This is a genomic window from Rhizobium redzepovicii (assembly GCF_019793435.1).
GTDB lineage: Bacteria > Pseudomonadota > Alphaproteobacteria > Rhizobiales > Rhizobiaceae > Rhizobium > Rhizobium redzepovicii.
This window is the reverse complement of record NZ_JAILYH010000005.1, coordinates 285,149-311,292: the sequence shown is the minus strand read 5'-3', so window position 1 is coordinate 311,292 and position 26,144 is coordinate 285,149. Positions and strand designations below refer to the sequence as shown.

Below are 26,144 nucleotides of genomic sequence, written 5' to 3'. Positions count from 1 at the left end.
AGGCGCCACCTTTCTCTATCGAAAAGATGAGGCCGATTGAGCGGCATCGACTCTTTCCGTTACGCGGGCACGTAACGCAGACTAACAGTTTTTTGTTGCACAGCAACATGGACGAACCAGACCCACACAAGAAATGCCGGAGATTTGATCCCCGGCATCATAATCGCCCTGAAAACTTAAGTTTCTCAGCAGGAAGCGTCGTTAACGGTCCGCTACGAAAGTCTGCTTCTGTATGCCGAGACCTTCGATGCCGAGCTCGACCACGTCGCCAGCCTTGAGAAAACGCGGCGGCTTGAGACCCATGCCGACACCCGGAGGCGTGCCGGTCGAGATCACGTCGCCGGGATGCAGCGACATGAACTGACTGAGGTAGGAGACCAGGAAAGCCACCCCGTAAACCATGGTCTTCGACGAACCGTTCTGCATCTTCTGGCCGTTGACCGTCAGCCACATGCCGAGGTTCTGCGGTTCGGGGATTTCGTCCTTGGTCACGAGCCATGGGCCGATCGGGCCAAAGGTGTCGCAGGATTTGCCCTTTGTCCACTGGCCGGACCGCTCGGTTTGGAAAGCGCGCTCGGAAACGTCGTTGGAGACGCAATAACCGGCGACATAATCCAGCGCTTCGGCTTCCGTCACATATTTTGCGGTCTTGCCGATGACGACGCCAAGTTCGACTTCCCAATCGGTCTTTTCCGAACCGCGGGGAATGATGACATCGTCGTTCGGCCCGACGATTGCCGATGTTGCTTTCATGAAGATGATCGGCTCGGGCGGAACGGTGGCGCCAGTTTCGGCAGCATGATCCGAATAATTCAAGCCGATGCAGATGAATTTGCCAGTGCCGGCGACACAGGCGCCAATACGGCCGGGCATAAGTTCCGGAAGGCTCTTCGGATCGATCGCCGCCATCTTCGCAAGACCGGCCGGCGTGATCGCCTCGCCGGCGATATCGGCGACATGACCGGAGAGATCGCGGATCTTGCCATCGGCATCGAGAAGCGCGGGTTTTTCATTGCCTGCTTGGCCAACACGCATCAGCTTCATGGAATTTCCTCCTCATCGAAAACGGATTTGCAGCCACCTATGAACGAATTATTCACCGGTGTCATTACGGCTTTGGCGCGAAGCGGTACGGCTTTCCTCGAATTTAGTCGGATTTCGGCGATGTTTTGCATGTCGTAGACCGCTTTTATGAAGACAGTCTGTGCACCCGAATTGCGACGATGCTGCGCTTGCCAAGCCCATGAAGCAGGAAATATGACTCCCAACCGATCCGAAGATGACGTGGAGTTCGAAAATGCATCTCTCCCAGGCTGTCGTGCGCACGGAACATGCAAGCCGCTATCTACAGCAGCTCTGCAAACACTGGAGTCACAAATTCAGCGTCGATTTCGATCCGAACAAGGGCCGCGTGCCGTTCAGCGAGACGGCAGAGGTGACGTTCACCGCCGATGATGCGGCGCTGACCATGATACTTTCCGTCGCCGACCCCGAACAACAGCTAAGAATGCAGGGTGTCATCGACGATCATCTGAAGCGCTTCGCCTTTCGCGAGGAACTCGACATCGTCTGGACCGACTAACACGAACCCCGATCCAAATTTCTGCCCTCAGGGAATAAGCATGACCAAGAGCAATAGCCGCGAATCCCAATATCCGATCGATCCGATGTTTCTCGACCGCTGGTCACCCCGCGCCTTCACCGGCGAAATTATCGAGGAAGCCCAACTGCTCAGCCTGCTCGATGCCGCCCATTGGGCGCCGTCTTCGTCCAATCACCAGCCCTGGCGTTTTATCTATGCGCTTAAGGGTTCGGAACATTGGGAGAAATTCGTCGCATTGCTCGTCGATGCCAATCAGGAATGGGCCAGGAATGCCTCGGCGCTGATTTTTGTCGTGTCGCGCAGCTTTACCGGCGTTGCCGGTTCTGGCGAGGAGAAACCCAGCTACACCCATTCCTTCGATGCTGGCGCGGCATGGGGCCACCTGTCGCTGCAAGCGCGCCTCTCTGGTTTCTACGCCCATGGCATGGGCGGCATCAAACACCAGGAAATCATGAAGAGCTTCGGCATTCCCGAGGGTTACCGGGTGGAAGCCGGCGTTGCCGTCGGCCGTCTGGCCGACAAGAGCGTTCTTTCCGAACGCAACCAGGCGCGCGAATTCCCCAGTCAGCGCAAACCGCTCGCCGAGATCGCGTTCAACGGCCGTTTCCTCGCGGATTAATCGCCCCTCACAAGCAAAAGCCCCGCCATCTAGAGACGGCGCGGCTTCTGCTTGGTAAAATAACAATCAGATATCGAGGTTTGCGACGCTCAGTGCGTTATCCTGGATGAATTCGCGCCGCGGTTCGACTTCGTCACCCATCAGCCGGGCGAAGAGGCCGTCAGCATCAGTGGCGTCGTTGACCTTGACCTGCAGCAGGGAGCGCACGTTGGGATCCAGCGTCGTTTCCCAGAGCTGCTCGGCATTCATCTCACCAAGACCCTTGTATCGCTGCATGGTCAGGCCCTTGCGGCCGGTTGCAAAGATGGCGTCGAGCAAGGCGCGCGGGCCCGAGATCTCGAGGTCGCCTTCGCGTCGATGCAGGGACGGCGGCGTCTGATAGATTTCCTTGAGCCGTGACGTCAGCTGGTCGATGTGCCGAGCATCCGAGGAGCCGATCAGCGCCATGTCGAGCACGACGATTTCCTTGACGCCGCGGACCATGCGTTCGAGGCGCAGGCCGCCATCGCTGGCCAGATCACCCTGCCAACCGCGTTCGGTTTCCTCGGCGATGATGTCGAGGCGGCTTGCCACCTCGCTCGTCAATGCCTGCGCTCTTGCCCGAACGCTGACGCGTTCGGCATTGAGGGCGCCGGCGATCGCCGCCTGTTCGATGGCCGCGCGATTGTAACGCGAATGGAGATTGTCGAGCAAAGCGCGCATGCGCAACGCGTCGAGGATGACCTCGCGCAGGTCCTGGCCGGTGCGGACTTCGCCGCTGCCGAGTTTCAGAGCCGCATCTTCCAGGCCCTGGCTGATGAGGTATTCCTCCAGCGCCTTTTCGTCCTTCAGATACTGCACCGACTTGCCGCGCGAGACCTTATAGAGTGGCGGCTGGGCGATATAGAGATGGCCGCGCTCGATAAGTTCCGGCATCTGGCGGAAGAAAAAGGTGAGCAGCAGGGTGCGGATATGAGCGCCGTCGACGTCAGCATCCGTCATGATGATTATCTTGTGATAGCGCAGCTTTTCGACGTTGAACTCGTCCTTGCCGATGCCGGTGCCGAGTGCTGTGATCAGCGTGCCGATTTCCTGGCTCGACAGCATCTTGTCGAAACGGGCACGCTCGACATTGAGGATCTTGCCGCGCAACGGCAGGATCGCCTGGTTTTCGCGCGAGCGGCCCTGCTTGGCCGAGCCGCCGGCGGAGTCGCCCTCGACGAGGAAGACCTCCGATTTTGTCGGATCACGCTCTGAGCAGTCGGCGAGCTTGCCAGGCAGCGAGGCGATATCGAGTGCGCCCTTGCGGCGGGTCAATTCGCGGGCCTTGCGGGCCGCTTCGCGCGCCGCCGCTGCCTCGACGACCTTGCCGACCAGAATCTTGGCTTCGCTCGGATGCTCTTCGAACCAGGTGTTCAGCGCCTCGTTAACGAGGCTTTCGACAACCGGACGGACTTCCGAGGAAACCAGCTTATCCTTGGTCTGCGAGGAAAATTTCGGATCAGGCACCTTGACCGAGAGCACCGCCGTCAGGCCTTCGCGGCAATCCTCGCCCTGCAGCGTCACCTTTTCTCTTTTGGTGATGCCGGAACTGTCGGCGTAGGATACGACCTGGCGCGTCAAGGCTGCCCGGAAACCGGCCATATGGGTGCCGCCGTCGCGCTGCGGGATGTTGTTGGTGAAGCAGAGCACATTCTCGTGGTAGCTGTCGTTCCACCACATCGCCACTTCGACGGTGATGCCGTCTTTTTCGCCGCGGATGGCGACCGGCTTGTCGACGAGCGACTTCTTGGCACGGTCGAGATAAGCGACGAAAGCCTCGAGGCCGCCGTCATAACGCAGCTCCTCCTGCTTGATATCGGAATGGCGCTTGTCGGTCAGCAGGATGCGCACGCCCGAGTTCAGGAAGGCGAGTTCGCGCAGGCGATGCTCGAGCGTGCCGTAGTCGAACTCCGTCATGGTGAAAGTATCGGTGCTCGGCATGAAACTCACTTCCGTGCCGGTCTCATTGGGCGCTTCGCCGGTGACCTTGAGCGGCGCATCGGCCACACCATGGGTGAAGCTCATTTCATGGATCTTGCCCTGGCGGCGGATCTTCAGTTTCAGCCAAACGGACAATGCGTTGACGACGGAGACGCCGACGCCGTGCAGACCGCCGGAGACCTTGTAGGAATTCTGGTCGAACTTGCCGCCGGCATGCAGCTGAGTCATGATGACTTCGGCCGCCGATACGCCTTCCCCGGTATGAATATCCGTCGGGATGCCGCGGCCGTTATCGGTGACGGTCACCGAGCCATCCGGATTGAGCGTGACGGTGACGATGTCGGCATGGCCGGCAAGCGCTTCGTCGATCGCGTTGTCGACGACCTCATAGACCATGTGATGAAGGCCGGAGCCATCGTCGGTATCGCCGATATACATGCCGGGACGCTTGCGCACGGCATCAAGGCCCTTCAGAACCTTGATGGAATCTGCGCCATATTCGGTGCTTACGCCGTTTTCCGTCGCGGATGTGTCGCTCATTCTGTCGAGATTTTCCCTGTTGTCGTAAAGCTGCGGCGCGCCTTGCGAATCACCGGCTTTCTTCACTCTCGTATATAGGTTTTTTGGACACACTTCCCAATGGCAAGTCCCCTGAACAAGGCATAAAACAGGGGATTATGACGCTTTTCCGTCGCCTTTGACGCCATTTTCGAGAAGAGCGGATAGCCGGCCTATCTCTGCGCTGTCAAGGCTGCGGATCCGCCGCGCCAATCGGTTGGCAAATTCGGTATATTCCGGCGGCAGGCCTGATGTGTCGATGACGACGCGCGGGTCGGAGGAGCGGGCGAGCAGAAACAGTTCCTCGGCCTCATCCCAGATGATGTTGAAATAGCCGGCGATGCGCTGCAGCAGATCGAATGTCGGTAAACCACGCTTGCCATGTTCGAGCGCCGAGAGATAGGCGGGAGAGACATTCAGCGCTTCCGCCATCTCCTTCTGCGAGACACCCTTACGCGCTCTCAGCTTGCGAATCGCCTCTCCGAAAGGGGTCATGGCTTTTCCCCATGCCGCCGCGACAGGCGAATGTAGAGAGCGCCCTCCCCGCCATGATGCTGTGCGGCCGATTCATAAGACGAGATCAGGTAGCGGAATTCCGGCTTCGAGAACCAAAGCGGCACGGCCCGCTTCAGCGCGCCGTCGCTGCCCATCGAGCTGCCTTTGCCGGTGATGACCAGGACATGGCGCATGCCGCGCTCATGGGCGCGCATCAGGAAATCGAGCAGGATGACATGAGCCTCGCTCTGCACCAGCCCATGCAGGTCGATCCGCGCTTCGAGCGCCAGCCGGCCCTTGGCGATCTTGCGCTTGACCGGCTTTTCCAGTGGATGATGCACGCCTGTCGGCGGTTTCGGCGCCGAGGGTGCTGCGTGCTGCGGCGACAGAGGTGCGGCGGATGTCTGCTTTCCTGCCTTCTCCTGTTCGGCCGCCGCTTCGGCTTCGACAAGAAAAGCATCGAGTTCGGTCAATTCACCCGCCTTACCGGGCATCGGCCTTGTGCTGCGGGCAACCTTGCCCCAGAGGATCCTCTCGTCCGCGCTGAGTTTCCGATCCCTGGCCATCAGTCGAATCGTCCGGCGGCAGCTTGGGGAATAAGGATGGCGAAATCGGCATCGTTGCGAACTGTGCCGGCCCTTTCTCCGGCCAGATCCCCCGAGCCGGTGAAGATATCGCCGCGCGCCGGCCCGACGATCGCCGAGCCGGTATCGAGCGCCAGCATCAGCCGGCGGAAGGGCCGGGCGTCATCGAGATGGGTGAGGCTTTCGGAGCGGATGAAGAAGGGAAAGCCGAAGGTATGGACCATCCGGTCGACGGCAAGCGAGCGTCCGGCCAAAAGCGGAACCTTGGCGGCGGCGACCGGACCGGCCTCGGGATCGGCAACGGGCGCCTCCCGGAAGAAGATATAGGAGCGGTTATGCCACAGCACCTCGTCTACGTACTCGGGATTGCGCGCCAGCCAGGCGCGGATCGACTGCATCGAGACGTCGGCGCGAGCGATCTCGCCTCGGTCGATCAGCAGCTTGCCGACCGCCGAGAAAGGATGGCCGGCCTTCGCCGCATAGGTGATGCGGCCGATGCGGCCATCGCCGTAACGCAAACGGGCCGCGCCCTGCACATGCACAAAGAAGACGTCGACTTTCGACTTCGCCCAGGCGATTTCAAGACCGCGGCCTTCGAGAAAACCCTGGTCGATGGCGCGGCGATCCGGATAGGCAGCGATGCGGCCATCATGCAGGCGGCCGAAAGCATAGGAATTGTCGAGATCGGCGGGGCGATTGGCATCGTCGAGATCGATCAGATCGTCCGGGCGCCGGTAGAAAGGGAAACGGAAAACCTCGTCCGGCCGCTCCGACACCTCGATATCAGGTTCGTAAAAGGCGGTGACGAAGCCGGGATTGCCATCCTTGCGGCGAATCAGGAAGGGCCGACAATGCGTCTCGAAAAAGGCGCGCGCCGCTGATGGCGATGACGGCGTGAAATCTTCGGCGGCGTGCAGAAGCGGCAGCAGGTCTTCCGAGCTCAGGCCAAGCGATCCGGTGCGGTAGAGTTTGACATCGCTGATCTGGCGGCGGCAGCGCCGCATGACCTCAAAAAGGCCGGAGGGATCGTCATCCTTCCAGCCTTCCAGAGTGTCGAAGCTTACGGCCTGCAGGACGAAGTCCGATGCGTGGTCACTCATGTTCCGATTCGGTCGCCACGAGTTTCCAGTTCGGATCGCGCGAGCGGGTGTCGCGGGCGAAAGTCCAGAGGTCGTTGACCTCGGCGACGTTTTCGGCGTCGCCTTCGATCAGCACGTCCGCTTTGTCGTAAGTGGCCGATATCAGCTGGCTGATGATGCGAACGGTGATCTGCGCTTCGCTGCCCTTCGTCTCCGCATGGGTGATTTCGGCCTTGTCGATGCCGACGAAGGTGGACTTCACTTTCTCGCCCCGGGTTTCGCGCTCGCCGATCGCGGCATCGAAGCCGTCGTATACTTCGCGCGACAGCAGGTTCTTCAGCGTTTTCCGGTCGCCATCGGCATAGGCCATGACGATCATCTCGTAAGCCATGCGGGCGCCATTCAAAAACTCTTTCGGGCTGAAGGCCGGATCGGCCTTGTTCAGCGCGCGCAGCGATTCGTTGAGCGGCGTTCCGGGTGCGGCGAAGGCGTCGATGGCAGCGAAACGATCCTCATCCTCGCTCGTCGCATCGCGGCGCGGCAGCGTCACGACCTTGCCGGCATCGGCGGTTTCGGCCGGAGCCGCATCGCGCGGCGTATAGAGATCGCGCGGCGGCTTCTCATTTCCTGTGCGGCGCCCGAGCACGGAGCGGAGCTGAAAGAAAATCAGCACAGCCGCGACCAGGAAGAATAATGTGATGAAGTCGTTCGAACTCATATCGTATCGCAGCCGCCGTTAACATCTCTGATTTGTACTCCCATATAGTCTGCCTATACAGATGATTCAAATGATGGCTGGCATCTTCGCCAGCGCCAAGAGGAGACCGGCAAGCCCGGGACATCACGACCATGCGTTTTTCGATCCTGCCAGCTTTCATTCTACTGCTGCCGCTCGCCGAAATTGCCGGTTTCGTCGTCGTCGGCCGGGCAATCGGATTGTGGCTGACACTGGCGCTCGTCATGCTGGGCTTCGTTCTCGGGGTGGTTCTGCTGCGCCGGCAGGGCATCGGTATTTTGCGCCGCATGTCGAGCGAAGGACGAAACGGGGTGATGCCGGGCCGCGAGCTGCTGCAGCCGGCGATGAACGTCATCGCGTCGCTGCTGCTGATCGTTCCCGGTTTCATCACGGATGTCATCGCAATCCTGATCCTCATTCCGCCGGTGCGTGATTTCGTCTGGCGGTGGGTCGCCAAACGCTTCGTCACGGTCAACGCCAGGAGCGGCTTTTCCGCCTCCTCGAAACCAGATTTCCGCGACGGCAACCGGAATTCGAAGGTGGTCGATCTCGACGACGAGGACTATCATAGGGAGCCGGACCGCAACTCGCCATGGTCGGGCAAACATCTCGGAGATTGAGGCGCTTCGACCGATCAACGGCGCCAAGCGCTCAGGGTTGTAAGCCCTTCCCTGAAATGTTAGATGGCGGCACCATTCCCATGCCCCTCGAGGAAAAGCCAATGGCAGACGATAACAACACCAACGGTGCGGCCAGCCCCACCCTTTCGATCCTTGCGCAATATACCAAGGACCTCTCCTTCGAAAATCCGGGTGCGCCGCGTTCGCTGCAGGCCCGCGACAAGGCGCCGACGATCAACATCAATGTGAACGTTAACGCCAACCCGCTTTCGGATACGGATTTCGATGTCGTGCTGTCGCTGAATGCCGAAGCCAAGGACGGCGACAAGACGGTGTTCCATACAGAACTCGCTTATGGCGGCGTCTTCCGCGTTGCCGGTTTCCCGCAGGAACACATGCTGCCGGTTCTCTTCATCGAGTGCCCGCGCATGCTCTTCCCCTTCGCCCGTCAGATCATCGCCGACGTCACCCGCAACGGCGGTTTCCCGCCGCTGATGATCGACCCGATCGACTTCACGCAGATGTTCGCCCAGCGCGTTGCCGAAGAACAGGCCCGCGCAAAGGTTGAGGCCGTTCCGAACTGATCGGATCTTTTCGGTTTTGAGATGCAGATGCCCGGGCAAGTCCCGGGCATTTTCAATTGCGGCCGGTTTAGTTCGGGCTGGCGTATTTTGCCCAGATGCCTTTTTCACCGAGCTTGGCGACGAGCGCCTCATGCGCCTGCGCCTCGGACTGGCTGAGCCGGGGGGCAAGCGGGCGAGGCCGCTCGAACACGGATGCAATCACCACATCGTCCTCCTCAGTCGCATCGCCGCGACCGTTCTGACCTGAGGTAGCGGTCATGCTGAGGCCGAAAGCTGCCTGCCTGCCGCCGATCATCTCGATATAGACTTCGGCGAGCAGTTCGGAGTCGAGCAGCGCGCCGTGTTTGGTGCGGTGCGAATTGTCGATGCCGTAGCGCCGGCAGAGCGCGTCGAGTGAATTCGGGCCCATCGGATGTTTGCGCCGCGCCATCGACAGGGTGTCCAGCACCCGCTCCGGCAGGATCGGCGGCAAACCGATCCGCGCCAATTCGGCGTTGATGAAGCCCATATCGAAGGTGGCGTTATGGGCAATCCACTTTGCGTCGCCGAAGAAGGTCAGGATTTCCTCGGCGACCTCAGCAAAGGGTTTCTTGTCCTTCAGGAATTCGTCGGTGATGCCGTGCACGGCGAGCGCATCCGGATGAACCTTCTGATCGCCTGGATTGATGTAGATATGGATCACATTGCCGGTCGGGAAATGGTTGAAGAGCTCGATGCCGCCGATTTCGATGATGCGGTCGGCACGGTTGTCGAGGCCCGTGGTTTCCGTATCGAAGATGATCTCACGCATTCCGGAAATCTCCCTTGGCAATCCGCGTTTTCAGGTCGGCGATAATCTCGAGCACCCGTTCCTTCGTCTCCGCGATACTGCGGCTGCTGTCGATCAGATAATCCGCCCGCCGCCGTTTTTCCCCGTCCGGCGTCTGGCGTGAGAGAATCATCTCGAATTTTTCCTCGGTCATGCCTTCGCGCGCAAGCACCCTCTCGCGTTGAATCTGTGGACCGGCGCTGACGACGACGACGACATCCACTCTTTCCCAGGCGTTGGTTTCGAAGAGCAACGGAATATCGAGCACGACCATCCCGGCGCCGGCGCGGCGCTGCCGTTTTAAAAATTCCATCTCGCGTTTGCGCACCAGCGGATGAACGATCGCTTCCAGGCGTTTGAAGCCGCCGGGATCAAGCGCCAGCTGACGGCCAAGTTCGTGGCGGTCGACGGCGCCATCCTTCATCGTGCCGGGAAAGGCGGCATCCACCAGGGGTGCGGCCTCGCCGGCATAGAGATCGTGGACCACGGCATCCGAATCATTCAGCGGGATGCCGGCCTCGGCAAAGAGCTTGCCCGCCGTCGATTTTCCCATACCGATGGAGCCGGTCAGTCCAATCTTCAGCATCAGTGTGCTTCCATATCCGCGATGATCAGCGCGCGCAGTGCCGCGTCGACGACAGGACGCTTGCCGAACCATTTTTCGAATCCCGGCACAGCCTGATGCAGCAGCATGCCGAGACCATCGACGATCGGAAAGCCCTGCTCTTCCGCCTGCGCCAGGATCGGAGTCTTCAGGGGGATATAGACGATATCGGTGACGACGGCCTCAGTTGCGAGAGGCGTGAAATCGAGCTGGGGTGCGGCCTCGCCGTCCATGCCGAGCGAGGTGGTATTGATGAAGAGGCCGGCGCCTTTCATCACCTCGGCCAGGGCACCCGCCGGATGGGCCTGAACTTTCGGACCAAAACGGTCGGCCAGTTCACGGGCGCGTTCGACGGTACGGTTGACCACATGGATCGTCTTGAAACCGCGGTCGCGAACCGCCTGGATGATCGCCCGGCTGGCGCCGCCGGCGCCAAAGACGACCGCCGTGTCGTGGCGGTCCCACCCCGGATGGCGTTCGTCGAGATTGGCAGTGAAGCCGACGCCGTCGGTGTTCGTCGCATGCAGGAGGCCATTCTCCCGCCAGAGCGTGTTCGAGGCGCCGAGTTCGCGCGACAGTTCGTCCGGCTTGTCGGCGAGACGGAAAGCCAGTTCCTTGTGGGGAATGGTGACATTGCCGCCGGCAAAGCCGGAACTGCCATCCTTCAGCGAAGCAATAAAATCGGCAAAGCCCTCGGGCGCCACTTCATGGGCGCGATAGCTGCCTGGCAGGCCGAGCGTCTTCAGCCAATATCCGTGGATCAACGGCGAGCGCGAATGCTTGACCGGAAAGCCCGTGACAAACGCTTTCGGCCCGAATGTTTCACGTGAATCACCCATCGATCGCTCCGAGGTCGCGTAATTTTTCCAGAAGCGGTAACATCGGCAGGCCGAGAATGGTGAAATAATCACCTTCGATTTTCTCGAACAGCTGAATGCCCTCCCCTTCCAATTGATAGGCGCCGACGCTGGAGAGCGCCTTGTTGCCGACACGGGCCAGGTGCCGCCCAATGAAATCCGCGGTCAGCGGCCGCATGGTTAGATCGGCATGGGCGAGATGTTCCCACACCACAGCCCCGTTGCGGACGATTGCCACAGCACTGTTCAGGCGGTGGGTTGCTCCAGAAAGAGTCTGGAGGTGATTTGCCGCTTCGGCCATATCCGTCGGCTTATGGAAGACGCGATCGCCGAGCGACATCGTCTGATCTGAACCGATGACCAGGCCATCGGGGAAACGGCTGCTGACCTCTTGGGCCTTGGCCTTGGCGAGGACGAGAGCAACGGCATCCGGCTGAGCGCCGGCTTTTTCCAACGGGGCTTCGACCGCCCTTTCATCGATCCGCGCGGCATGCGCCTCAAAGAATAGGCCGGCATTTTCCATCAGCATCCGCCGAAACGGGCTCGACGATGCAAGGATGAGTTTTGTTATCATAGGCTCCTCGACGTACCGGCTGCCGGTCAGCGCTTAGCGCAGCTTTGGGCGCAGGGCAACGATTGCCGCGGCGGTTTCCTCGATGGATCGGCGAGTGACGTCGATCAGCGGCCAGTTATGGCGAGCGCAGAGCGAGCGGGCATATTTCAGCTCCTCGGATATTGCCGCGCGATCGGTATAGTGTTCACGATCGAAACCATGCGTCGCGCCGAGGATGCGATTTTCCCGCACCTGGGAGATGCGGTCGGTGGTGGCGATCAGGCAGACGATCAGCGGCTTGGTCGTCGTGAACAGGCTCTCCGGCAGCGGCACGCCATAAACGATCGGAATATTCGCCGTCTTGATGCCACGGTTGGCGAGATAGATGCTGGTCGGCGTTTTCGACGTGCGGCTGATGCCGATGATGACGACATCGGCGCCATTATAATCATCCGGCATCTGGCCATCGTCATGATCCATGGTGAAATTCAACGCTTCGATGCGTGCGAAGTATCCGGCATTCATCACATGCTGAGCGCCGACCCGACGGCGCGATGGGGCGCCAAGATAGATCTGGAACGCATTCATGACCGGCTCCAGCACATTCACCGAGGCAACACCCATCTCGACGCAGCGCTCATCGATCAGGCTCGCAAGCTCCCGGTCGACAATCGTATAGAGTACGATGCCAGGGGCATCATCGATCGCCTGCAGAACCGGCAGCAGCTGTTTGCGGTTGCGGATCAGCGGATAGACATGTTCGATCGGCTGCGCGGATCTGAACTGCGCCGATGCGGCGCGGCCGGCGGAGATCAGAGTCTCTCCGGTTGAGTCAGAAATCAGATGCAGATGAAAGAAGTTCGTTCTGTTCTCCACGCTATTTTCCACTGCCTGTTGAAAAGACTGGATGAAACAGAGCTAAGGCGGCGAGGCATCTCCCGGCAAGGGAAAACATGCCCCCTTATCCACATTTCGAATTTTGCGGATCGCTTTCCGCAGGCCCTGTGGACGATGTGGAAGAGGTTGATTTGTCGAGATGGGGTCCACAGCTTATCCACAGCGACGAGAAAAATCGTCTCTCCGGAAGGATTTGGAATCATTTTCAGATTCGGTTTCTCCCCAAACTTTCGATGAAATAGCGAAATCCTTCCGATATTTTTTGCCAGCACGCGACAAATGGCATCGGCAGTGGATGGATATTAATCCTTGATAGACACCGACTCTAAGAAATAGAAACCTTTAAAAATATCTTTGATTTTTTATAGGGAAGAAGCGCTTGAGCGACACGCGCCGAAAGATCATGAGGGTTCTCGATGGCGAAAGCCTCTCCCCTCCTCCTCTCTGGCTGATGAGACAGGCGGGACGTTATCTCCCGGAATATCGGCAGACACGGGCAAAGGCCGGAAGCTTCCTCGATCTCTGCTATACGCCCGATCATGCCGTCGAAGTGACATTGCAGCCGATCCGGCGTTATGGCTTTGACGCCGCCATTCTGTTTTCCGATATCCTGGTCATTCCCGATGCAATGAAGCGGAACGTCCGGTTCACCGAGGGCCATGGCCCGGAGATGGATCCAATCGACGAAACCGGGATCGGGCGATTGAACGGGGAAGAGGTCGTCGATTATCTCAGACCGGTTCTGGAAACGGTGCGGCGGCTGCGCCAGGAGTTGCCTGATGAGACGACGCTGCTCGGCTTCTGCGGGGCGCCCTGGACGGTTGCGACCTATATGATCGCCGGTCACGGCACGCCGGATCAAGCCCCTGCCCGTCTCTTCGCCTACAACCATCCCCGCGCCTTCGAACAGCTGCTGATGCTGCTTGCCGACGTATCGGCTGATTATCTCGTCGCTCAGATCGATGCCGGTGCCGATGCCGTGCAGATCTTCGATTCCTGGGCTGGGGTTCTCGGCGAGAGGGAGTTCGAGGCGTTCGCGATCCGGCCGGTTGCGCGAATGATCGCTTCGGTCAAATCGCAGCGGCCGCATGCGCGCATCATCGCCTTCGCAAAGGGCGCCGGTTACCAGCTGAAGAACTATCGTCAGAAGACGGGCGCCGATGCGATCGGCCTCGACTGGTCGGTGCCTTTGGCCTTTGCCGCCGAACTTCAGAGGGACGGACCGGTGCAGGGCAATCTCGATCCGATGCGCGTCGTTGCCGGCGGCCGGGCCCTGGAAGAAGGTATTGACGATATTCTGCAGCATCTCGGCCAAGGACCGCTGATCTTCAATCTCGGCCACGGCATCACGCCGCAGGCCGACCCCGAGCATGTGCGCCTGCTGGTCGATCGTGTGCGGAGTGCGAAGTGACGATGGAAAGGCAGACCGATCGCAGACCCGGCGCTTATGCCCGCCGGCGCGCCCATTTTGCGCTGGTTTTCTTCGCGCTGATGGCGGTCGGGCTTTTCGCCTGGAACCCTGATAATCTCTACCTCTGGATCAAGGCGCTCCACATCATCGCGGTGATTTCCTGGATGGCCGGGTTGTTCTATATGCCGCGGCTGTTCATCTACCACACCGATGCCGAACCGGGCTCGGTGCAATCGGAAACCTTCAAGGTGATGGAGCGCCGGCTGCTTCGGATCATCATGACGCCGGCGATGATGCTGACATGGCTTTTCGGCCTCTATCTCGCCTGGTCGGTCTATGGATTCCAGGGCGGCTGGCTGCATGCTAAGATCGGCCTCGTCGTGCTGCTGACCGGTGTTCATATGTTTTTCAGCCGGGCGGTCCGAGCCTTCGAGCGAGATGAAAATCGCCGCTCCGCGCGCTATTGGCGCTTCATGAACGAGGCGCCGACCTTGCTGATGATCGTGATCGTGATTCTCGTCGTGGTGAAGCCGTTCTGAGGGGAAAATCGCCCTGAGGTTAAATTTGCTTCATTTTAAGCAGCCCTCTTGCGGCGGCGATTGCGAGTCGCTATTTTCCGCGCAACTCATCTACGTGGCATGTGTGTAGAGTTCAGTCGTCTGCGAGCCCTTTCGCAGTACCGAATACGACCCAACATCGCCTTTCCCCTTCAAAATTGAAAAGAGTATTGGTCACTTCATGGCTGAAATGAAGCTTCAGGAACTTAAAAGCAAATCCCCGACGGATCTTTTGGCTTTCGCCGAATCGCTCGAGGTCGAGAATGCCAGCACGATGCGCAAGCAGGAGCTGATGTTTGCGATCCTCAAAATGCTTGCCAGCCAGGATGTCGAAATTATCGGCGAAGGGGTCGTCGAGGTTCTGCAGGATGGTTTCGGTTTTCTGCGTTCGGCCAATGCAAACTACCTGCCGGGTCCGGACGACATCTATATCTCCCCCTCGCAGATTCGCCGGTTCTCGCTCAAAACAGGCGATACGGTCGAAGGACCGATCCGCGGACCAAAAGAAGGCGAGCGCTATTTTGCGCTGCTGAAAGTCAACACCATCAATTTCGACGATCCGGAAAAGATCCGTCACAAGGTACATTTCGACAATCTGACGCCGCTCTATCCGAACGAGCGCTTCAAGATGGAACTCGAGATTCCCACTTCCAAGGATCTGTCGCCGCGCGTCATCGACCTGGTGGCGCCGCTCGGCAAGGGCCAGCGCGGACTGATCGTCGCGCCGCCCCGCACCGGTAAGACCGTGCTGCTGCAGAATATCGCCCATTCAATCACGGCAAACCATCCGGAATGCTATCTCATCGTTCTTCTGATTGATGAACGACCCGAGGAAGTGACCGACATGCAGCGCTCCGTTCGCGGCGAGGTCATCTCCTCGACCTTCGACGAACCGGCGGTGCGTCACGTCCAGGTGGCGGAGATGGTCATCGAAAAGGCGAAGCGCCTTGTCGAGCACGGCCGCGACGTCGTCATCCTGCTCGATTCGATCACCCGTCTCGGCCGTGCCTACAACACGGTCGTTCCCTCCTCAGGCAAGGTTCTAACCGGTGGTGTCGATGCCAATGCCTTGCAGCGGCCGAAGCGTTTCTTCGGTGCGGCCCGCAACATCGAGGAAGGCGGTTCTCTGACGATCATCGCCACGGCGCTGATCGATACCGGCAGCCGTATGGATGAAGTCATCTTCGAAGAGTTCAAGGGTACCGGCAACTCGGAAATCGTCCTCGATCGCAAGGTTGCCGACAAGCGTATCTTCCCGGCGATGGATATCCTGAAGTCCGGCACGCGTAAGGAAGATCTGCTTGTTCCGCGGCAGGATCTGCAGAAGATCTTTGTCCTCCGTCGCATTCTGGCGCCGATGGGCACGACCGATGCGATCGAATTCCTGATCGACAAACTGAAGCAGACGAAGAACAATTCCGACTTCTTCGATTCGATGAATACATAATCCTTAGCCGGATTCATCCTATAGAAGCTGGAGGCATCCGACGATGTCGCCAGCTTTTCTGTTTGGCAGGATCGATTCGGGGTCGAACCGAAACAGGCGATATGGCCATGCTGTATGACACGATCTATGCGCTATCGAGCGGTGCCACACCCTCAGGTGTGTCGGTCGTTCGAATCAGCGGCCCGTTGACCAAGGACATATTGGCTACGCTCGTCGGATCGGTTCCGGCAGCCCGATATGCAGCGCGTCGAACGATTCGGACTCGTAACAACCGCCAGATCGACAGCGGCCTCGTACTGTTTTTCCCTGGGCCACGCTCGTTTACCGGCGAAGATGTCGCCGAACTGCAGCTGCACGGCAGCAAAGCTGTGCTGGCGGCATTGTTTGAGACCCTTAATGAAATCCCGGGCGTTCGAATGGCGGTTGAGGGCGAGTTCTCCCGCCGCGCTTTTGAAAACGGCAAGCTTGATCTCGTCGAGGTTGAGGGCCTGGCCGATCTTATCGGCGCAGAAACCGAGATGCAGCGGCGCCTTGCGGTCGAACAGAGTGCTGGCGGTCTTTCCTTGATTTACGATTCGTGGGCGGAACGATTAACGCGTGCACGCGCGCTGATCGAGGCGGAACTTGATTTTCCCGATGAGGATGATGTTCCAGGCTCGGTATCCGACATGGTCTGGGCTGACATGGAACGGCTGCGCGATGATATCGGGCAGCACCTGTCGGTAGCGTCGGCGGGAGAGATTATCCGGGACGGCTTCAAGGTGGTCATCGCCGGGGCACCGAATGCGGGGAAATCCAGCCTGCTGAACGCTCTCGCGCGACGCGAGGTGGCGATTGTCACGGATATCGCCGGAACCACCCGCGATGTCCTTCAGGTCGATCTGGATATTGATGGTTACCTGATCAAGCTCTATGACACGGCGGGTCTTCGCGAGGCGGATGACCGGGTCGAGAAGGAGGGCGTGCGGCGCGCCCGTGTCGCGCTGCGAGATGCCGATCTCGTCTTGCTGCTGGTCGACATGACGAACCCCCTGCTCCCTGACGACTTGGACCAGGCTGCGCCACATGTTACTGTCGGCACGAAGAAGGATCTTGTGGATGTGATCTCGGGTCATTACGACCTGCAGATATCGACGACAACAGGTGACGGCTTGTCGGAATTGCGGCAGGTGATCGGCAACAGCGTCGGCACGCGGTTTACCGGCCTGTCCATGGCAATCCCAAGCCGCCAGCGGCATAAGGATTCGCTAGCGAAATGTTTGGCGGCACTTGAGAACGCCATTTCGGCGACAGATGTCAATCTGGAGCTGCGGACCGAGCAGCTTCGCATTGCTGCGGACTATTTGGGCAGAATCACCGGGAGAGTGGATGTCGAGCAGCTGCTCGGCGTGATCTTCTCAGAGTTTTGTATCGGCAAGTGATTCACGTGAAACACCGGGGTTTATGCCGCGGCTTCACCTGAAACGACGGGTAGATTTGGAGTATCGTATGACCGATAATGTCTATGATGTCATTGTGATCGGTGGTGGCCATGCGGGGTCGGAAGCTTCCAGTGCGGCCGCGCGCCTTGGCGCCAAAACCGCTTTGGTGACACATAGACGCGATACGATCGGGGTGATGTCCTGCAATCCGGCAATCGGCGGGCTCGGCAAGGGCCATTTGGTTCGCGAGATCGACGCGATGGACGGGCTCATGGGGCGCGTCGCCGATGTCGCCGGTATCCAGTTCAGGATGCTGAACAAGAAAAAAGGCGCGGCCGTACGCGGACCGCGGACCCAGGCCGATCGAAAACTTTATCGTCTGGCGATGTTGGCGGCGATCGAAGCCACTGCCGGTTTGGATATCGTCGAAGGTGACGCCTTTGATCTGAAGGTCGTCGATGGCCGCGTGGCCGGGGTGATCATGCAGGATGGTCGCATGCTTGGAGCGGCGGCCGTTGTTCTGACGACCGGGACCTTTCTTCGCGGCCTCATTCATATCGGTTCAGAAAAGACGCCGGCTGGCCGCGTGGGCGAAGCACCGTCGATCGGGCTGTCGGCTACCCTGGCCAGGCTTGGATTGCGGCTGGGACGGCTGAAGACCGGGACACCGGCGCGACTGGATGGAAAGACCATCGACTGGCAGGCCGTTGGTCGCCAGGGGGCCGACGAGGAGCTTACCCCCTTCTCGCTGATGACCGATGCGATTACCACTCCGCAGATCAAATGTGGGGTCACCCGGACGACCGAGGCGACACATCGCATCATCGTTGACAACATCATGCGGTCGGCCATGTATTCCGGCCAGATCGAAGGCGTGGGTCCGCGCTATTGTCCGTCGATCGAAGACAAGCTGGTCAAGTTCGGAGAGCGGGACGGACATCAGGTCTTTCTTGAGCCTGAAGGTTTGGACGATGATACTGTCTATCCGAATGGGATCTCAACATCTCTGCCAGCAGAGGTCCAAGCTGAATTCATCAAGACGATTCCCGGTCTCGAGAGGGCGAGAATTATTCAGCCAGGTTACGCGATCGAATATGATCATGTCGATCCGAGGGAGCTGACGCGCTCGCTTGAGGTCAAACGGCTGAGAGGTCTGTTTCTCGCGGGTCAAATCAATGGCACCACGGGTTACGAGGAGGCGGCCGCCCAGGGTTTGGCCGCGGGGCTGAATGCTGCGTTGCGAAGCAGCGATTCGGATCCGTTTCATTTCAGCCGCACGAATTCCTATATTGGGGTGATGATTGATGACTTGACGTCCCGCGGCGTTACGGAACCGTATCGAATGTTTACGTCGCGTGCGGAATATCGGCTGACGCTCAGGGCTGACAATGCCGATATGCGCCTGACGCCGTTGGCGATACAGCTTGGATGTGTGAGCGGTGAACGAAAACGGCGATTCACACGATATCAGACAGAGATCGAAGCGGGACGGGTGCTGCTGCAGTCATTGACCGTGACGCCGAACGAGGCGCGCCGCGTCGGTTTGAACATCAATCTCGACGGCCAGCGCCGAACGGCCTATGACTTGCTCTCCTATCCGAACTATGATTTCGATGTCCTGCGAAAAGTGTGGCCTGATGAGCTTGGAACGATTTCCGAGAAAGTCACGGAGGCATTGGAAATCGAAGCGGGCTATTCAGTTTATCTCGATCGGCAGGCCGCGGCGATTGCCGATCAGCAGCGCGACGAGGAACGGTATATCCCGGCTGATTTCGACTATGCGGCGCTTTCCGGGCTTTCGAACGAGCTTAAGGCAAAGCTCGGCGCTGCGCGGCCTTTCAATATTGCCCAGGCCGCAGTCGTGGAAGGAATGACGCCTGCGGCCATCGCACTATTGCTCGTGCACCTGCGTCGACGCAACACTTCCGAGCGATATAGCGCCTAGATACAATATATTGAGAGTGAGAATGGAATTAAACGGCTTACGTGTTTCACGTGAAACACAGGAACGGCTTCAACACTTCGCGGCGCTCTTTCAGAAGTGGGCAAAAACCATCAACCTGGTGGCGCCGTCGACACTCGACGATCTCTGGAACCGGCACATCGCCGACAGCAGCCAAGTGTTTCAAATCCATCCCAAGCCGGTTATCTGGGCCGACCTCGGAAGCGGCGGCGGTTTTCCCGGTGTCATTACGGCGATCTTTCTGGCCGAGCTGCAGGACGGATGGGTACATCTGGTCGAGAGCAATCATAAGAAGGCCGCCTTTCTCCGGACGGCGTTGCGGGAAACAAATGCTCGCGGGAGCGTGCACAGCACCCGGATCGAAGATGCCCATGCAGAGATCGGTAGATGCGGGGCGATTTCGGCCCGGGCGCTCGCCGACCTTGACGGACTGCTCGGATATTCCGCTCACTGGATGCTGGGCCAAAAAGATTGCCGCGGCTTTTTTCATAAAGGCCGGGATTACCTGAGGGAAATCGACAAAGCACGTGGTCGGTGGGAATTCGATCTGTTAGAACATAGTAGCGCCGTCGAGCAGGAATCTGTCATTCTGGAAATATCGAATCTCCGGCGCTTGGTTTAACAGATCGGATATTGCGGCAATGGCTGGCGAACGACATCGGATTATCACCATCGCAAATCAAAAGGGTGGCGTTGGCAAAACGACTACCGCTATCAATCTGGCAACGGCGCTCGCTGCTATTGGCGAGCGTGTCCTGATCGTCGATCTCGATCCGCAGGGAAATGCCAGCACTGGCCTCGGCATCGACCGTCGAGATCGCAAGCTATCCTCCTACGACCTGATGATCGGCGAGCACGGAATCACCGAAGTGACACTCGAGACCGCCGTGCCCAATCTCTTCATCGTTCCTTCGACGATGGATCTGCTCGGTGTCGAGATGGAGATTTCGCAGCAGAGCGATCGGGTGTTCAAATTGCGCAAGGCGCTGTCGTCGCCCGAAGCCATGGCATTTTCGTATATTCTCCTGGACTGCCCACCCTCCTTCAACTTGCTGACAATGAATGCGATGGCGGCGGCCCATTCGGTGCTGGTACCGCTGCAGTGTGAATTCTTCGCCCTGGAGGGGTTGAGCCAATTGCTCGAGACCGTCAGCCAAGTTCGCCGGACGGTTAACCCGCGCCTGGATATTCAGGGAATCGTCTTGACGATGTTCGATGCGCGCAACAATCTTGCCCAGCAAGTGGTCAACGATGTGCGCACACATCTTGGCGAAAAGGTTTACCACACGTTAATTCCGCGCAACGTTCGGGTCTCCGAGGCGCCCTCCTACGGCAAACCGGCCATTCTCTATGATTTGAAATGCGCCGGCAGCCAGGCCTATCTGCAGCTTGCGTCGGAGGTCATTCAACGCGAGCGCCAGAGGCTGGCAGCATAGTTATTATTGCAGGGGTGAGTTTGGATCATGAATGACGATGTATCGAAAAGGCGATTGGGCCGCGGCCTTGCGGCGCTGATTGGTGAAATGGATCAGCCTGTTCCGGTGGAAGCCGAGCGGACGATCAGTGCTGATAGAATGATCCCGATCGAGTTCGTCAGCCGCAATCCGCGCAATCCCCGTCGTTTCTTCGATGATACCGAACTGCACGATCTCGCCAGCTCCATTCGACAGCACGGTATCGTGCAGCCGATCGTCGTGCGGACGATGGACCGCGACCGATACGAGATCATCGCCGGCGAGCGACGCTGGCGCGCCGCCCAACTGGCTGGGCTGATCGAGATCCCTGTTATTGTCCGGGACGTGGATGACAAGACGGCGCTGGAGATCGCCATTGTCGAGAACGTACAGCGCGCCGATCTCAATCCACTCGAAGAGGCCCTGGGTTACGAGCAGCTGATCGCGGAATATGGTTATACGCAAAACGACCTCGGCGAAATCATCGGCAAGAGCCGCAGCCATGTTGCAAACTCGCTGCGGCTGCTGAAACTGCCCGATCCGGTTCGTGATCTGTTGGCCGCTGGCAGCTTGTCGGCCGGGCATGCGCGCGCACTGGTTTCGACGCCGGATCCAGCGGGTCTTGCTCGCACCATCGTTGCCAAAGGCATGTCGGTGCGCGATGCAGAAAAGCTGGCGCAAAACAATATCAAAGCTCAATCCGAGCCGCAGCTGGCCGCCTCGCGGCGAGATCAGAAGGATTCAGACACGCTGGCCTTGGAGCGGACGCTGTCCGATGCACTCGGTCTCGATGTTGCGATCAATCACAAGACGAGCGGTGGCCAGATCAAAATTTCGTACAAGTCACTGGAGCAGCTCGAAGAAATCTGCCGTTTGCTCGAAAGGCGTTGATGCAAGTTGCCGGAACTGCGCACCAGTTCCGGGATAACGACATGTATTGACGAGGTTTGGTCAGGCGGATTTGCGGCCGGATTGAAGGGTCGTGGACAAAAGCGTCTGCATCGCAACGCTATCTTCCAGCACCTGTCGCCGGCGGCTTTGCAGAATGGCGGCCTGCAGACGATTGGATTCACGCGCGATGGCTTCCGCGGTCCACTGGCGCAGCGCCTGTTCGATAATCGGCTTGCGGCGGAAATGCAAATGGCGGCCCATCGTCTGCATGATCTGAGGCGCCTGCAGGCGTTTTTCTTCCATTTCGGCCCGCATTGTATCGAGAAGCTGAAACTGCTTGAGGCATGCTTGCAACACAAGAAAGATCGCGGTTTTAGAGCTGCTGATCTTCTGCATTGCGTGCAGAAAACCGTTGAGATCGCCACTTAAAATGGCGTCGACGGCATCGTCAACGGAGATCGCACTGGCGTCGCCGATTATTTCGGTAACGTGATGTTCTTCGACCGTCGGGAAACCACGGCAATAGAGCGCGAGCTTGCGCACCTCGTTGCGTGAAGCGATGCGGTCGCCGCCGATCAAGGCAATCAGCGCCTGGCGGGCGGCCGGCGTGATGCCGAGCTTTTCCGCATTCAATTCGGCATCGATCAGAGTGTTCAGGGCGCGACTGTCATCGGCATAAGACGGGATCGTCATGATCGATCGCGCGCTCTCAGCCGTCTTGCGCAGCAGCGAACCCTTCTTCAAATCGCCGGCTTCGACGATCAGACGGGTGGCTTCGAGTGGCTTTTCGGCCAGCAGCGCCAAGGGGTCGACAAGATATTTCTCATTGGCGGCGCCGCGGATCCAGATCAACTTCTCACCACCGAACAATCCGATAGATTGGGCCTCGTCGACCAACCGTCCGGGATCCTTCTGCAGGTCGCCGATATCGAGTTTGGTCAGCGAGAAGGGATCATCAAGGGCCACACCGGTCTTACCGGCCAGCTGAGCGGCCCGTTCGGACACCAGACCGCGGTCGGGCCCATAAATGACGAAGATCCGATAGTTCCGCGCCGATTTCTGCAGGAAGGTTTCGAATTCGTGGGATTTGATCTCCGCCACATCCCCGCCCTCAGCGGCTGAGCGCAGCGGCGATATCGGCCCCGACGAATTCCGCCACCTGGTCCGCCGCGCGGTTCTGGGCATCGCGGATTGCCCGCTGCTTGGCGAACTCCTGGTCAGGGAAATCCACCAGTGCCGTGGTCGAGCGGCTGCCGGCCTTGATGACATGGTTGTCGGTTGCCGCGCGCAGCGTGTAGGTAACGCTGACGGTGACGCGACCGGCACGCGACGTATCGGCTGAATCTGTAAGCAGCGTATCGGCCACGGATGAAGTGACGTGCAAGTCGACCTGATAATCCGGTTTTTCAGGTTCGCCGGCACCACGCGACGCCATGAAGATCAGATGATTGCGGACCTGCTGCTCGATCCGGCTGCCTGCCGGGGAAAAGCCGACCGCGGCAAGCTTTTCGATGAGACCGGAATTTTCCGAATAAAGCGGCCGGACCTGGCAGGCAGAGAGAAAAGCCGCGGAGGCAAGGATCATGGCGATGCCGGCGTTGCGAGCCAGCTTGCAAGCGATATCAGACGACAATGTTCACAATCCTTTGGGGAACCACGATGATCTTCTTCGGTGCCTGTCCGTTCAACGCGTTCTTCACCGCATCCAGATCCAGCACGGCGTTGGTGACGGCATTCTGATCTGCGTCGCGAGAAATTGTCAATTCAGCGCGTTTCTTGCCGTTGATCTGGACCGGCAGGACGACATCATTTTCGATGACGAGCGTTTCGTCGTATTGCGGCCAGCCGGTCCGGGCAAGCAGCCCTTCATTGCCGAGTGCCATCCAGCATTCCTCAGCCAGATGCGGCGTCATCGGGGCGACGAGTTGGATCAGGATCTCTGCGGCATTTCGCACTGCCGCCCGATAGGTGGTATCGCCCTCGCCCGCCGCAACCCTCGTCATCGGCGCCGCCAGCGCGTTCACCAGTTCATAGATACGGGCAACGGCCTTGTTGAACCAGAGCTTGTCATAATCGTTCTCGACAGCCTTCAGGGTCCTGTGGGCGGCCTGCGAGATCGACAGTGCTTCCCCCTCGGTTGCCGGCGCAGGCGCGACGGCGGAAAGCGCAGCCGCGGCTTCGGAAATCAGCCGCCACAGGCGCTGGGTGAAACGATGGGCGCCTTCGACGCCGGCTTCGGACCAGATGACATCGCGCTCCGGCGGAGAGTCGGACAGAACGAAGAAACGGGCGGTATCAGCGCCATAGGAGGCGATGATATCGTCGGGATCGACAACGTTCTTCTTCGATTTCGACATCTTCTCGATCGAGCCGATGGCAATTTCCTCACCGGTCGTCAGCAGAAGGGCGCGGCGTTTGCCGTCGATCTCCTCAATGCGGATGTCGGCCGGCGCTACCCACTCGCGGCTGCCGCCGGCACCGCGGCTATAGGTTTCATGCACCACCATGCCTTGCGTGAACAGGCCCTTGAAGGGCTCCGTGACGCCGACATGGCCGGTTTCGCGCATGGCGCGGGTGAAGAAGCGGGAATAGAGCAAGTGCAGGATCGCATGCTCGATGCCGCCGATATATTGGTCGACCGGCAGCCAACGGTTAGCCGCCTCAGGATCGGTTGGCTTTCCCTCCCATGGGGCGGTGAAGCGGGTGAAGTACCAGCTCGAATCGACGAACGTATCCATCGTATCCGTCTCGCGGCGGGCATCCTTGCCGCAGGTTGGGCAGGAGACGTGCCGCCAGTTCGGATGACGGTCGAGCGGATTGCCCGGCTGGTCGAAGGTGACGTCGTCGGGCAGCTTGACCGGCAGGTCCTTCTTCGGCACCGGCACGACGCCGCAATCATCGCAATGGATGACAGGGATCGGGCAGCCCCAATAACGCTGCCGGGAAATGCCCCAGTCGCGCAGACGGAAATTGACCTTGCGCTCACCCTGCGGCGCATTGCCGAGCGAAGCGGCCGACAGCCGGTCGGCCACGATATTGAAGGCTTCTTCCGTCGTCTTGCCATCAAGGAAGCGCGAATTGATCATCACGCCATCGCCGTCGTAGGCCGTGTCGCCGACGGAAAAGCTCGCCGCATCGCCATCCCTCGGCATGACGACGGCCACAACCGAAAGGCCATATTTCCTGGCAAAATCAAGGTCGCGCTGGTCGCCCGAGGGGCAGCCGAAGATCGCGCCGGTGCCGTAATCCATCAGCACGAAATTGGCGACGTAGACGGGCAGCTCCCAGGATGGATCGAGCGGATGGCGGACGCGGATGCCGGTATCCATGCCCTTCTTCTCGGCGGTCTCGAGGGCGGCGAGCGAGGTGCCGGCGCGGCGGCACTCCTCGCAGAAGGCCTCGATATCGGCATTCCTTGCGGCGGCATCCTTTGCCAGTGGATGATCGGCGGCAATCGCCAGGAAGGAGGCGCCGAACAGCGTGTCCGGCCGGGTCGTATAGACGGTGATCTCGGTCTCCCCGGCGGGTGCCGTTTCCGCCACGATCTCCCAGCGGATCGTCAGGCCTTCCGAGCGGCCGATCCAGTTCTTCTGCATCAGGCGCACTTTTTCCGGCCACTGGTCGAGCGTATCCAGCGCGTCGAGCAGATCCTGGCTGAAATCGGTGATTTTGAAGAACCATTGCGTGAGTTCGCGCTGTTCGACCAGCGCGCCGGACCGCCAGCCGCGGCCGTCGATCACCTGCTCGTTGGCGAGCACGGTATTGTCGACCGGATCCCAGTTGACCTTCGACTGCTTGCGGTAGACCAGGCCCTTCTCCAGGAAATCCAGGAAGAGATGCTGCTGGTGCTGGTAATACTCGACGTCGCAGGTGGCGAATTCGCGGCTCCAGTCCAGCGAAAGCCCCATGGCCTTCAACTGCGCCTTCATCGAGCCGATATTCTGGTAGGTCCAGGACGCCGGGTGCACGCCGCGCTCCATGGCGGCGTTCTCCGCCGGCATGCCAAAAGCGTCCCAGCCCATCGGATGCAGCACGTTGTAACCGCGGGCGCGCTTGTAGCGGGCGACGACATCGCCCATGGCGTAATTGCGGACATGGCCCATATGGATGCGCCCCGACGGATAGGGGAACATTTCGAGGACGTAATATTTTTCGCGCGGATCTGAATTGTCGGTCTCGAAGACCTTGTCTTCGTTCCATTTCTGCTGCCAGCGGGGCTCGGCATCGCGCGGATTATAACGTTCGGTGGCCATGGTATTCGAATTCCGGAAAATCAGGGGAGGTTGGTCGAGACCTTCACCATGAAACCACGGTAGCGTCAAGTTTTGCAGGCGGTACAAGCGGCCGATCTTCGTCCTGGCCGGGCGATTTCGCGAGAGCGGGTCTTGGCAAGCACAGAATGGCTGGTTAGTTCATTGCCGATCCTTTCATGCTGGTATGT

Annotated in this window: 26 protein-coding genes; 12 read left to right on the top strand and 14 right to left on the bottom strand. The window is 59.3% G+C overall.

Features of this window, described 5'->3' with window-relative positions; all coding sequences use genetic code 11:
* Window positions 1–201 precede the first annotated feature (201 nt).
* Window positions 202–1,044, bottom strand: coding sequence for a fumarylacetoacetate hydrolase family protein (locus K6N12_RS10450; protein WP_097625105.1), 843 nt, complete (start codon window positions 1,042–1,044; stop codon window positions 202–204).
* Window positions 1,045–1,297: 253 nt separating this feature from the next.
* Between K6N12_RS10450 and K6N12_RS10445 the strand changes: the two genes are divergently transcribed.
* Together K6N12_RS10445 and K6N12_RS10440 are read left to right on the top strand one after the other, a co-directional pair.
* Window positions 1,298–1,582 (top strand): DUF2218 domain-containing protein, encoded by a 285-nt coding sequence (locus K6N12_RS10445; RefSeq protein WP_097625104.1) that lies wholly within the window; start codon window positions 1,298–1,300, stop codon window positions 1,580–1,582.
* Window positions 1,583–1,622: 40 nt separating this feature from the next.
* A complete protein-coding gene (locus K6N12_RS10440; RefSeq protein WP_097625103.1) occupies window positions 1,623–2,222 on the top strand; it encodes a nitroreductase family protein in 600 nt (199 codons plus the stop codon).
* Window positions 2,223–2,288: 66 nt separating this feature from the next.
* Here K6N12_RS10440 and gyrB read toward each other — a convergent pair whose 3' ends face one another.
* The 5 genes from gyrB to K6N12_RS10415 form a co-directional block, all read right to left on the bottom strand.
* Complete coding sequence (gyrB, locus tag K6N12_RS10435) at window positions 2,289–4,724, bottom strand: DNA topoisomerase (ATP-hydrolyzing) subunit B (protein WP_097625153.1); 2,436 nt, start codon at window positions 4,722–4,724, stop codon at window positions 2,289–2,291.
* A gap of 135 nt (window positions 4,725–4,859) precedes the next feature.
* The gene (locus K6N12_RS10430; protein ID WP_012559396.1) at window positions 4,860–5,237 is read right to left on the bottom strand and encodes a helix-turn-helix domain-containing protein; all 378 of its coding nucleotides are present in this window, start codon (window positions 5,235–5,237) and stop codon (window positions 4,860–4,862) included.
* Entirely contained in the window at window positions 5,234–5,803 is a 570-nt protein-coding gene (locus tag K6N12_RS10425) for a Smr/MutS family protein (protein WP_097625102.1), read from the bottom strand. Before K6N12_RS10425 ends, K6N12_RS10430 begins: the two co-directional genes overlap by 4 nt.
* Window positions 5,803–6,921 carry a murein transglycosylase A gene (gene mltA, locus K6N12_RS10420; RefSeq protein WP_097625101.1) on the bottom strand — a complete coding sequence of 373 codons (1,119 nt, stop codon included), beginning with the start codon at window positions 6,919–6,921 and terminating at the stop codon, window positions 5,803–5,805. The genes K6N12_RS10425 and mltA overlap by 1 nt, the downstream gene beginning before the upstream one ends.
* The gene (locus K6N12_RS10415; RefSeq protein WP_097625100.1) at window positions 6,914–7,618 is read right to left on the bottom strand and encodes a Tim44/TimA family putative adaptor protein; all 705 of its coding nucleotides are present in this window, start codon (window positions 7,616–7,618) and stop codon (window positions 6,914–6,916) included. The genes mltA and K6N12_RS10415 overlap by 8 nt, the downstream gene beginning before the upstream one ends.
* 131 nt (window positions 7,619–7,749) lie before the next feature.
* Between K6N12_RS10415 and K6N12_RS10410 the strand changes: the two genes are divergently transcribed.
* On the top strand, window positions 7,750–8,256 hold the full coding sequence (locus K6N12_RS10410; RefSeq protein ID WP_097625099.1) for an FxsA family protein: 507 nt from the start codon (window positions 7,750–7,752) through the stop codon (window positions 8,254–8,256).
* Between the two features lie 101 nt (window positions 8,257–8,357).
* The gene (secB, locus tag K6N12_RS10405) at window positions 8,358–8,840 is read left to right on the top strand and encodes a protein-export chaperone SecB (protein WP_003589527.1); all 483 of its coding nucleotides are present in this window, start codon (window positions 8,358–8,360) and stop codon (window positions 8,838–8,840) included.
* A 67-nt stretch (window positions 8,841–8,907) separates the two neighbouring features.
* On the opposite strand, the gene dnaQ is transcribed toward secB, so the two are convergent.
* Genes dnaQ through K6N12_RS10380 form a run of 5 tightly spaced genes read right to left on the bottom strand, consistent with a single transcriptional unit; the run spans window position 8,908 to window position 12,538 of the window.
* A complete protein-coding gene (dnaQ, locus tag K6N12_RS10400) occupies window positions 8,908–9,630 on the bottom strand; it encodes a DNA polymerase III subunit epsilon (RefSeq protein WP_097625098.1) in 723 nt (240 codons plus the stop codon).
* On the bottom strand, window positions 9,623–10,234 hold the full coding sequence (gene coaE, locus K6N12_RS10395; RefSeq protein ID WP_097625097.1) for a dephospho-CoA kinase: 612 nt from the start codon (window positions 10,232–10,234) through the stop codon (window positions 9,623–9,625). The genes dnaQ and coaE overlap by 8 nt, the downstream gene beginning before the upstream one ends.
* Window positions 10,234–11,091: a shikimate dehydrogenase gene (locus K6N12_RS10390; RefSeq protein ID WP_097625096.1), complete on the bottom strand. Its 858-nt coding sequence runs from the start codon at window positions 11,089–11,091 to the stop codon at window positions 10,234–10,236. The genes coaE and K6N12_RS10390 overlap by 1 nt, the downstream gene beginning before the upstream one ends.
* Window positions 11,084–11,683: a Maf-like protein gene (locus tag K6N12_RS10385; protein ID WP_097625095.1), complete on the bottom strand. Its 600-nt coding sequence runs from the start codon at window positions 11,681–11,683 to the stop codon at window positions 11,084–11,086. The genes K6N12_RS10390 and K6N12_RS10385 overlap by 8 nt, the downstream gene beginning before the upstream one ends.
* Window positions 11,684–11,716: 33 nt before the next feature.
* Window positions 11,717–12,538, bottom strand: coding sequence for a pyruvate, water dikinase regulatory protein (locus K6N12_RS10380; protein WP_097625094.1), 822 nt, complete (start codon window positions 12,536–12,538; stop codon window positions 11,717–11,719).
* Window positions 12,539–12,938: 400 nt separating this feature from the next.
* Between K6N12_RS10380 and hemE the strand changes: the two genes are divergently transcribed.
* The 8 genes from hemE to K6N12_RS10340 all read left to right on the top strand — a co-directional run bounded on the left by hemE (window position 12,939) and on the right by K6N12_RS10340 (window position 21,703).
* A complete protein-coding gene (gene hemE / locus K6N12_RS10375) occupies window positions 12,939–13,970 on the top strand; it encodes a uroporphyrinogen decarboxylase (protein ID WP_097625093.1) in 1,032 nt (343 codons plus the stop codon).
* Window positions 13,971–13,972: 2 nt separating this feature from the next.
* Window positions 13,973–14,509 carry a protoporphyrinogen oxidase HemJ gene (hemJ, locus tag K6N12_RS10370; protein WP_097625092.1) on the top strand — a complete coding sequence of 179 codons (537 nt, stop codon included), beginning with the start codon at window positions 13,973–13,975 and terminating at the stop codon, window positions 14,507–14,509.
* A gap of 199 nt (window positions 14,510–14,708) precedes the next feature.
* Window positions 14,709–15,974, top strand: a complete 1,266-nt coding sequence (gene rho, locus K6N12_RS10365; RefSeq protein ID WP_003589536.1) for a transcription termination factor Rho — start codon at window positions 14,709–14,711, stop codon at window positions 15,972–15,974.
* Window positions 15,975–16,075: 101 nt separating this feature from the next.
* Window positions 16,076–17,395 carry a tRNA uridine-5-carboxymethylaminomethyl(34) synthesis GTPase MnmE gene (gene mnmE, locus K6N12_RS10360; RefSeq protein WP_097625091.1) on the top strand — a complete coding sequence of 440 codons (1,320 nt, stop codon included), beginning with the start codon at window positions 16,076–16,078 and terminating at the stop codon, window positions 17,393–17,395.
* Between the two features lie 67 nt (window positions 17,396–17,462).
* Entirely contained in the window at window positions 17,463–19,340 is a 1,878-nt protein-coding gene (mnmG, locus tag K6N12_RS10355; RefSeq protein WP_097625090.1) for a tRNA uridine-5-carboxymethylaminomethyl(34) synthesis enzyme MnmG, read from the top strand.
* A 22-nt stretch (window positions 19,341–19,362) separates the two neighbouring features.
* Window positions 19,363–19,980, top strand: a complete 618-nt coding sequence (rsmG, locus tag K6N12_RS10350; RefSeq protein WP_097625089.1) for a 16S rRNA (guanine(527)-N(7))-methyltransferase RsmG — start codon at window positions 19,363–19,365, stop codon at window positions 19,978–19,980.
* 19 nt (window positions 19,981–19,999) lie between these two features.
* Window positions 20,000–20,794 (top strand): ParA family protein, encoded by a 795-nt coding sequence (locus K6N12_RS10345; RefSeq protein WP_097625088.1) that lies wholly within the window; start codon window positions 20,000–20,002, stop codon window positions 20,792–20,794.
* A 27-nt stretch (window positions 20,795–20,821) separates the two neighbouring features.
* Window positions 20,822–21,703 (top strand): ParB/RepB/Spo0J family partition protein, encoded by an 882-nt coding sequence (locus tag K6N12_RS10340; protein WP_003589542.1) that lies wholly within the window; start codon window positions 20,822–20,824, stop codon window positions 21,701–21,703.
* 60 nt (window positions 21,704–21,763) lie between these two features.
* On the opposite strand, the gene holA is transcribed toward K6N12_RS10340, so the two are convergent.
* The 3 genes from holA to leuS are packed head-to-tail and all read right to left on the bottom strand — an operon-like array spanning window position 21,764 to window position 25,956.
* Complete coding sequence (holA, locus tag K6N12_RS10335) at window positions 21,764–22,804, bottom strand: DNA polymerase III subunit delta (RefSeq protein ID WP_097625086.1); 1,041 nt, start codon at window positions 22,802–22,804, stop codon at window positions 21,764–21,766.
* A 10-nt stretch (window positions 22,805–22,814) separates the two neighbouring features.
* On the bottom strand, window positions 22,815–23,336 hold the full coding sequence (gene lptE / locus K6N12_RS10330; protein ID WP_097625085.1) for an LPS assembly lipoprotein LptE: 522 nt from the start codon (window positions 23,334–23,336) through the stop codon (window positions 22,815–22,817).
* Window positions 23,326–25,956: a leucine--tRNA ligase gene (leuS, locus tag K6N12_RS10325; RefSeq protein ID WP_097625084.1), complete on the bottom strand. Its 2,631-nt coding sequence runs from the start codon at window positions 25,954–25,956 to the stop codon at window positions 23,326–23,328. The genes lptE and leuS overlap by 11 nt, the downstream gene beginning before the upstream one ends.
* Window positions 25,957–26,144: the final 188 nt, after the last annotated feature.